We start from the raw sequence: 8,380 nt of genomic DNA, 5'->3' as shown, positions 1-8,380 counted from the left end.
GCGATGGCCCGGTGGTCACCAGTGGTGCATCGGCACTCTCTCAAACGCCGACACAAGGATGGTGGCCCAGTGAGCGGGCTGAGATTCGGGTACGGCACCAACGGGTTCAGCAACCATCGGCTGGACGACGCGCTCAGCGTGATCGCCGGGCTGGGGTACGAGGGGGTCGCGCTCACGCTCGACCACCAGCACCTCGACCCGTTCGACGCGCACCTCTACCGGCACGTGCGCGCGCTCGGCCGCCGGCTGGCCGAGCTCGGGCTGGGCGTGGTCATCGAGACGGGCGCCCGGTACCTGCTCGACCCGTGGCGCAAGCACGCCCCGACGCTGATCGACGACGAGCCCGCGCCGCGGCTCGACTTCCTGCGCCGCGCCGTGCGCATCGGCGCCGACCTCGGCGCGGAGGCGGTCAGCTTCTGGGCCGGGGTGCGCCCGCCCGAGCTGCCGGTCGACCTCGCCTGGCGGCGGCTCGTCGCCGGCTGCGCCGACGTGCTCTCCGCCGCCGAGGGCGCCGAGATGATGCTCGGCTTCGAGCCGGAGCCGGGCATGCTGGTCGAGTCCATCGCCGACTGGGAGCGGCTGCGGGCCGACCTGGGCGCGCCCGTCCACTTCGGGCTGACCCTCGACATCGGCCACTGCCGCTGCCTGGAGCCGTGGCCGGTCGAGGAGTGCGTCCGCCGCGTCGCCGGGCAGCTGGTCAACGTCCAGATCGACGACATGGTCCGCGGCGTCCACGAGCACCTGGAGTTCGGCGCCGGCGAGATCGACTTCCCGCCGGTGCTGCGCGCGCTCACCGAGACCGACTACGGCGGCCTGGTCGCCGTCGAACTGCCCCGCCACAGCCACGCCGCGCCGAGCGTGGCCCGCGACTCGCTGGCGTTCCTGCGCGCCGCCGAGCAGCGGTCCCTCGACCGATTTCAGGAGGTCCCGTGAACCCGCCACCCCTCTACGAGATCCTGTCGAACGAGCTGCCCGACACGGTCTGGCTCGACACCGCCCTGGAGACCGTGTCCCGCCAGCCGGCGTCGATCGGCCGTCTCTTCCCCGCCGCCGGTCGCCAGTGCGGCCGCTGGGCGCTGGCCGGGCTCGCCGGCTGGACCGTCGACGACGCCGCCCGCGCGCTGCTGCTCACCCGGCTGCCGGCCGCGGCGCTGGCGGCCGAGGTCGAGTCGCTGTACCGCTTCGGCGACGGCGCGGAGAAGCGCGCCGTGCTGCGCGCCCTGCCCTGGCTGACGGTCCGGCCGGAGATCGTGCGCGGGCTGCTGCTCGACGCGCTGCGCACCAACGACACCCGCCTCGTCGCCGCCGCGCTCGGCCCGGCGGCGCGGCACCTGCCCGCGGCCGCCTGGCGCCAGGGCGTGCTCAAGGCGGTCTTCATGGGCCTGCCGCTCGACGGGGTCGCCGGCCTCGACGAGCGGGCCGACGGGGAGCTGGCGACGATGCTCGCCGGCCTCGCCGAGGAGCGTCACGCCGCCGGCCGCACCATGCCCGGCGACGCCACCGAACTGCTGCACCGGCTGGAGAGGGTCTCCTGATGCGCATCTTCGACCCGCACATCCACATGACCTCCCGGACCACCGACGACTACGAGCGGATGGCCGCCGCCGGGGTGCGGGCCCTGGTCGAGCCGGCGTTCTGGCTGGGCCAGCCACGCACGAACGTGGGGTCGTTCACCGACTACTTCGACGCGCTGGTCGGCTGGGAACCGTTCCGGGCGAGCCAGTTCGGCATCCGCCACCACTGCACGATCGCGCTGAACCCGAAGGAGGCCAACGACCCGCGCTGCCGCGAGGTCCTGGCCGTTCTCCCCCGCTACCTGGAGAAGGACGGGGTCGTCGCGGTCGGCGAGATCGGCTACGACTCGATGACGCCGGAGGAGGACGAGGTCTTCGCGGCCCAGCTGGCCCTGGCGATCGACCACGACCTCCCCGCCCTGGTGCACACCCCGCACCGGGACAAGGCCCGCGGCACCGACCGGACCCTCGACGTGGTCCGCGAGTCGGGCATCGACCCCGGCCGGGTCGCCGTCGACCACCTCAACGAGGTGACGGTCGGGCGGGTCGCCGGCAGCGGCTGCTGGATGGGTTTCTCGATCTACCCCGACACGAAGATGACGGCCGATCGCATGGTCGCCATCCTCCAGGAGTACGGCCTGGAGCGGATGCTGGTGAACTCGGCGGCGGACTGGGGCCGCTCCGACCCGCTGCTGACCCTGCGGACCGGCGAGGCGATGCTCGCGGCCGGGTTCGGCCCGGACGACGTCGACCGGGTGCTGTGGCGCAACCCGGTCGAGTTCTACGGGCAGTCCAAGCGCCTGGACCTGTCCGAGGTCGAGGACGCCGCCGGCACGTTCGAGGGCAACTCGATCCTGCGCGGCGGGTCCTGATGCGCCTGCGGCACCCGGACGGCCAGGTCGTGCACCTGGCCTACGGGACCAACGTCCACCCGGCCGAGGACGTCGCCGGCATCATCGCCCAGCTCGACACCTACGCGGCGCGGATGCGCGACCAGCTCGGCGCCGACGTGCTGGGGCTGGGGCTGTGGCTGGGCATCGACGCGGCGACCGAGCTGGCCGGCGACGCCGCGCTGCGCAAGCGGCTGCGGCGGGAGCTCGACACGCGCGGCCTGGAGGTCGTGACGCTCAACGGGTTCCCGTACCGGGCGTTCCACGCGCCGGTCGTGAAGCGCAAGGTGTACCGGCCCGACTGGGCGGAGCCGGCACGGCTGCGGTACACCCTGGATCTGGCCCGGATCCTCGTGGACCTGCTGCCCGACGACGCGGCCCGCGGCTCGATCTCGACGCTGCCGCTGGGCTGGCGCGAGCCGTGGGACGGCGACCAGGTCGGCCGGGTGTGCCGGGCCCTCGACGCGCTGTCCGCCGGGCTGGCCGGGCTGGAGGTGCTCACCGGCCGGACTGTGCGGGTGGCCTTCGAGCCGGAGCCCGGCTGCGTCATCGAGAACACGCTGCAGGCGACCGTGCACCTGTCCACCGTGGACCCGCGGTGGATCGGCGTCTGCGTTGACCTGGCCCACCTCGCGTGCGCGTGGGAGGACCCGGTCGCCGCGGTGCAGCGGCTGGCCCGCGCCGGGCTGCCGATCGTGAAGATCCAGGTGTCGGCGGCGCTGGAGGTCGCCGACCCGGTGGCCGGGGCCGCGACGCTCGCGCAGTACGTCGAGCCGAAGTTCATGCACCAGACCCGCTCGGCCGGCTGCCGGCACTCGTTCGACGACCTCGACGAGGCGCTGGAGAGCGGCGCCGACGGGCCGTGGCGCGTGCACTACCACGTGCCGCTGCACGCGGAGCCGGAGCCGCCGCTGGCCGCCACGACCGGGGTGCTGCGCGCGGGGCTCGGCGCGCTCGTGGGCGGCCCGATCGCCGCCTGCGACCACCTGGAGGTCGAGACGTACACCTGGGGCGTGCTCCCGCCGGCCCAGCGCCCCACCGGCCCGGAGGCCCTCGCCGCCGGGATGGCCGCCGAACTCGCCTACGCCCGGGACGCCCTGCAGGATCTCGGTCTCAAGACGCTGGAGTCGCGATGAGCAAGCCCCTCCTGGTCCTCGACGTCGTCGGCCTGACCCCGCGGCTGCTGGCGTACATGCCGCGGCTGTCGGCGCTGGGCTCCGCGGTACCGCTGGAACCCGTGCTGCCGGCGGTGACGTGTTCCGTGCAGTCGACGTTCCTGACCGGCGAGCCGCCGTCGGGGCACGGGATCGTCGGCAACGGCTGGTACTTCCGCGACCTCGGCGAGGTCTTCCTGTGGCGGCAGCACAACGCGCTCGTCGGCGGCGACAAGCTGTGGCAGGCGGCCCGCCGGCTCGCGCCCGGCTACACGGTCGCCAACGTCTGCTGGTGGTACGCCATGGGCGCCGACGTCGACTGGACCGTCACGCCCCGGCCGATCTACTACTCGGACGGCCGCAAAGAGCCCGACTGCTACACGTTCCCGCCGTCGCTGCACGACGAGCTGACGTCGAAGCTCGGCGAGTTCCCGCTGTTCACCTACTGGGGGCCGGGCGCGGGCCTGCCCTCGTCGGCGTGGATCGCGCGCGCCGCCCAGCAGATCATGTCGGACAAGAATCCCGACCTGACCCTGGTGTACCTCCCCCACCTCGACTACGACCTGCAGCGCTTCGGCCCGTCGTCCCGCGCCGCCGCCGACGCCGCGGCCGAGCTGGACGGCGTGATCGCGCCGCTGCTGGACGCCGCCCGGGCGCGCGGCGCGACCGTCGTGGCGCTGTCGGAGTACGGCATCACCGACGCCCGCCGCCCGGTCGACGTGAACCGGCTGCTGCGCTCGGAGGGCCTGCTCAACGTCTACACGCAGGACGGGATGGAGTACCTCGACCCGTGGACGTCGCGCGCGTTCGCGGTCGCCGACCACCAGGTCGCCCACGTCTACGTCCGCGACCCGGCCGACGTCCCGGCGGTCCAGAAGCTGTGCGCGGGCCTGTCCGGCGTCGGCGAGGTCCTCGACGAGGCGGGCAAGCAGCGGTACGGCCTGGACCACGAGCGCTCGGGCGAGCTGGTCCTGCTGGCCGAGCCCGACGCCTGGTTCACGTACTACTACTGGCTCGACGACGCCCGGCGCCCCGACTTCGCCCAGCTGGTCGAGATCCACCGCAAGCCCGGCTACGACCCGGCGGAGCTGCTCTTCGACCCGGCCAACCCGGGCGGGGCGAAGGCCCGGGCGGGGCTGGCGCTGGCCCGCAAGAAGCTCGGCCTGCGATACATGATGAGCGTGGTGGGCCTGGACGCGGGCGCGAAGGCGGTGCGCGGCTCGCACGGCCTGCTGCCGTCCACCGTGGATGACGGCCCGGTCTGGCTCTGCGACGACCCGTCTCTGGAGCTGGAGTCCGTCAAGGCCACGGAGGTCAAGGACCTGCTGCTGCGCCTGGCCGGTCTGGCGGGCTGAGGAGGAGGCTACGGCGGGGCTCGACCCGCAGGGGCGCGCCGCGACTCAGGACTGAGCGCGCGCCTTGACCCAGGCGGCGATCTGCGTGCGCGACTCGAGGCCGAGCTTGCTCAGGATGTTCGAGACGTGGACGGCGGCGGTGCGGGGCGAGATGTACAGCCGGCGGGCCAGCTCGGCGTTGGTGAGGCCCTCGGCGAGCAGGGTGGCGACCTCCCGCTCCCGCGGGGTCAGCGCCTCGTCGCCCGCGCCCGCGGCGGCCGGGGCGCCGAGGCCGAGGCGGCCGCGCAGGGCGTTCAGCTCGGCCACCCGCCAGCCGGACCACTGGGCGAGCAGCGGCTCGGCGGCGCGGACCTGCTCGCGGGCCGCGTCGAGGTCGCCGGCGGCGAGCAGGCAGCGGGCGGCGCCGAGGTGGCCGGTGCCGCGTTGGTTGGGCAGGAGCAGCGTCGGCTCGGCGGTCGCCTTGCGGTACAGGCGGAGCGCCTCGGGGAGGTTGCCGGCGGCCTCGGCGATCTGGCCGTCGGCGAGCCAGCGCCAGACGTCGTCGAAGAACGGGTCGTCGATCGCCGCGGCGATCGGGCGCAGCTCGTCGACGTCCAGGCCGGCGGCCAGGCCGGCGGAGATCAGGTCGTGCGCGAAGTCGCGGCCGGTGACGCCGGTGACCCGGACCGCGTCCAGCACCGTGCGCAGGTGCTCGCGGGCCTGCTCGACCCGGCCCTGCCGGCAGGCCAGGTGGAACTGCAGGCCGGGGACCGAGGTCTGGGTGAGCATCGTGTAGGCGTCGCTGGACTGCTCGATGAGGCCGCGCAGCACGGTGTCGGCCTTGTCCAGGTCGCCGGCCTCCAGCAGCAGGCCGGTGAAGAACACGCCGTGGTAGTCGCTGCCGTTGCGGGTGCGCAGCAGGCCCCGGTCGCGGCGCCGCGCGGACTCCAGCTCGGCGAGCGCGGCCGCGAGGTTGCCCTGCTGGACGGCGAGGCGGGCACGGCCCTGGAAGTACGAGGCCACGGCCAGCGACTCGAACCCGGCCTTCTCGGCGAACGACCGCATCCGCTCCAGCGCCGCCGCCCAGTCGGCCGGGCCGCCGGGCAGCAGGTTGTAGAGGTTGTTCATGGCGCGCGCCGCGAGCAGCCACTCGCCGGCCTGCTCGGCCTGCTGCGCCGCCTCGTTGAGCACCTTGACGCCCTCGTCGACGCCGGCGACGAAGTTGACCAGCGCCGAGCCCTTCTCGACCTTGCCGGCCAGCCAGACCCCCGGCAGGTCGAGCTGCTCGCCGAGGGCGATGGCCTTGTCGGCCCAGGCGACCGCCCGCTCGGTGTCGTCGGTGAGCATGTAGGACTGGGCGATGGCCGCGTAGGCATAGGCCTTGGCCGGCACGTCGCCGAGCGGCTCGATCTCGGCCCGCAGCTCGGCGGCCCGCTCCTGCATGGTGCCGCTGCTGCCGATCTCCCAGCCGAGCCGCACGAGCAGCCGCAGCGCGTCGGCCCGCTCCTCGCGGGTGCCGGCCGCGGCGCGCCAGCGGCGGCCGAGCTCCTGGGCGTCGTCGAGCAGGCCGGCCAGCCAGGCCGCGCGGGCGCCGCAGGCGAGCAGCTCGACGTCGTCGGGCAGCTCGTCGAGGCCCATCTCGGCGAGCTGGAGCGCCTGGTAGGGCGAGCCCATGCCCATGTAGACGTGCAGGCCGCGGCGGGCCGCCTCGACCATGTCGAGGTAGCGGCCGGCGCCCTTGGCGTGGTGGGCGACGAGCGCGTAGTCGCGGCTGCCGGTCGACAGGAGCGTCTCCAGGGCGAGCTCGTGCAGGCGGCGCCGCTGCCGGCCGAGCATCTCGTCGACGAGCGCCTCGCGGGTCAGGGCGTGGCGGAAGCTGAACTCGTCCTCGCCGGTCTCCACCATCAGGCCGCGGCGGACCAGGTCGCGCAGCGCGTCGATGAGCTCGTTCTCGTCGTGGCCGGTGACGGCGGCGAGCAGGTCGAACGGGACCTTGCGGCCGAGCACGGCGGCGGCCTCGACGATGCGCTGCTCCCCCGCGTCGAGGTCGTCGAGCTGCCGGCGCAGCGCCTCGGCCACGTTCCACGGCAGCGGGCGGTCGCACAGCGTGTCGAGGTCGGCGTCGCCGTTGGACTTGAGCAGCTCCTCGAGGAAGAACGGGTTGCCGCCGGTTCGGTTGTGCAGGGAGAGGGCGGTGCGGTACGTCGGGGGCCGCCCGGTGGCGGCCTTGAGGAACGTCGAGGTGTCGGCGAGCGTGAGGCGCTCCAGCCGCACGTTGTTCACCGTGTACCGCCGCTCGAGCCGGGTCAGCAGGTCGGCGAGCGGGTGCCGGCGGGTGATCTCGTCGGGTCGGTAGGTGCCGATGAGCAGCCGGCCGCCGTCGAGCTCGGCGATGCGCTCGAACAGGGCGACGCTCTCCGAGTCGGCCCAGTGCAGGTCCTCGAAGACGACGATCGACGGGCCCGGCGTGGTCAGCAGCCGGACGATCTCCAGGCCGGCCTGGATGCGGTCGATCATCGACCGGGACGCGTCGGTCACGCCCCGCAGCAGCTCCGGGTCGAGGGCCGCCGAGCGGTTGGAGCTGTCGATCGCGTCGAGCAGCACCTCGAACGGGCGGCTGAGCGTGCCGGGGTCGGCCTGGCCGTCGAGCACCGGAGCCGTGTCGGGAAGGCCCGCGATCAGCTCCTGCACCAGGCGGCTCTTGCCGATGCCCGGCTCGCCGCCGAGCATGGCGACGGACGGCTCGGACGCGTCGACGAGCCGGCGGAGTCGCCTCAGCTCGTCGTCGCGGCCGACCATCACCTGGCTCACTCCGCTACGGCTGGCCCGCACGCCACCAGCCTACCGGCGGGTGGGCGCACCGCCGGTTGTGACGGGCGCGACCTGCGCCACCAGTTGCGGCGTGGCCGGGCGTCGCGGCGGACGCCGCCGTCGAGCCCGAGGAGGCCCTGCTGGCGGTGCTGGAGCTGGCTGTACAGGAAGGCGGGGTGCATCATCTCGAACTCCTTGGTCGTCGTTGATGCATCCATCTTCTCGGCGTAAGGGGCGCAGCACATCTGTATCCGTTACGTATGTCGGCCGTCACCGTGGCCTAGTCATCGCGTAGGTCTGGTTCGGGCACGAAACAGCCCCGGTGCGGAGGGGTGCACCGGGGCTGTCTTCCCCCGTGGTACTGCGGCTCGGGCGGCTCTTTTCAGGCCGCTCTTTGCTTTTCACGCGGCTCTTTCAGGCGGCGATCCCGGTTCGCTGGTTTCGCCTCCGCAGCCGTACGCGGCTTGTCCAGTGCCGCGCCTCGTCGAGCATGTGCAGCTGCCGCTGGCGGACGAGCTCGTTCAAAATGACCGGGTGGTTCGGGTTCATGGCCTTGCTCCTCTCAACCTTGTGCCACCATCCTCCCGCCGTAAGGCGCGCGTTCCATCGGTAGCGCTTACGTATTCGCGGGGGTGAGGCATACGTAGTCGGGGAGCCGGGGCGTCTACGTATCCCGG

At 73.6% G+C, this 8,380-nt stretch carries 7 protein-coding genes; 5 read left to right on the top strand and 2 right to left on the bottom strand.

The features are described 5' to 3' along the window. The first annotated feature begins 69 nt into the window (after positions 1-69). From IEZ31_RS07160 to IEZ31_RS07140, 5 genes are read left to right on the top strand one after another with little or no spacing between them, the layout of a single operon-like run. Positions 70-933 (top strand): sugar phosphate isomerase/epimerase family protein, encoded by an 864-nt coding sequence (locus tag IEZ31_RS07160; protein WP_229834369.1) that lies wholly within the window; start codon positions 70-72, stop codon positions 931-933. Beyond that, positions 930-1,535 (top strand): EboA domain-containing protein, encoded by a 606-nt coding sequence (locus tag IEZ31_RS07155; RefSeq protein WP_229834367.1) that lies wholly within the window; start codon positions 930-932, stop codon positions 1,533-1,535. Before IEZ31_RS07160 ends, IEZ31_RS07155 begins: the two co-directional genes overlap by 4 nt. Continuing rightward, the gene (locus tag IEZ31_RS07150; protein ID WP_190248932.1) at positions 1,535-2,386 is read left to right on the top strand and encodes a TatD family hydrolase; all 852 of its coding nucleotides are present in this window, start codon (positions 1,535-1,537) and stop codon (positions 2,384-2,386) included. The genes IEZ31_RS07155 and IEZ31_RS07150 overlap by 1 nt, the downstream gene beginning before the upstream one ends. Beyond that, positions 2,386-3,540: a metabolite traffic protein EboE gene (eboE, locus tag IEZ31_RS07145; RefSeq protein ID WP_190248931.1), complete on the top strand. Its 1,155-nt coding sequence runs from the start codon at positions 2,386-2,388 to the stop codon at positions 3,538-3,540. The genes IEZ31_RS07150 and eboE overlap by 1 nt, the downstream gene beginning before the upstream one ends. Then, positions 3,537-4,913, top strand: a complete 1,377-nt coding sequence (locus IEZ31_RS07140; protein ID WP_190248930.1) for an alkaline phosphatase family protein — start codon at positions 3,537-3,539, stop codon at positions 4,911-4,913. Before eboE ends, IEZ31_RS07140 begins: the two co-directional genes overlap by 4 nt. Positions 4,914-4,958: 45 nt before the next feature. Here IEZ31_RS07140 and IEZ31_RS07135 read toward each other — a convergent pair whose 3' ends face one another. Together IEZ31_RS07135 and IEZ31_RS07130 are read right to left on the bottom strand one after the other, a co-directional pair. Next, on the bottom strand, positions 4,959-7,724 hold the full coding sequence (locus IEZ31_RS07135) for an ATP-binding protein (protein ID WP_229834365.1): 2,766 nt from the start codon (positions 7,722-7,724) through the stop codon (positions 4,959-4,961). Continuing rightward, positions 7,700-7,921 carry a hypothetical protein gene (locus tag IEZ31_RS07130; protein WP_190248929.1) on the bottom strand — a complete coding sequence of 74 codons (222 nt, stop codon included), beginning with the start codon at positions 7,919-7,921 and terminating at the stop codon, positions 7,700-7,702. The genes IEZ31_RS07135 and IEZ31_RS07130 overlap by 25 nt, the downstream gene beginning before the upstream one ends. Positions 7,922-8,380: the final 459 nt, after the last annotated feature.

It is taken from the genome of Dactylosporangium sucinum (genome assembly GCF_014647515.1).
Classification (GTDB): domain Bacteria; phylum Actinomycetota; class Actinomycetes; order Mycobacteriales; family Micromonosporaceae; genus Dactylosporangium; species Dactylosporangium sucinum.
Note: the sequence above shows the minus strand (reverse complement) of the source record. Positions and strands in the feature narration are given on the sequence as shown.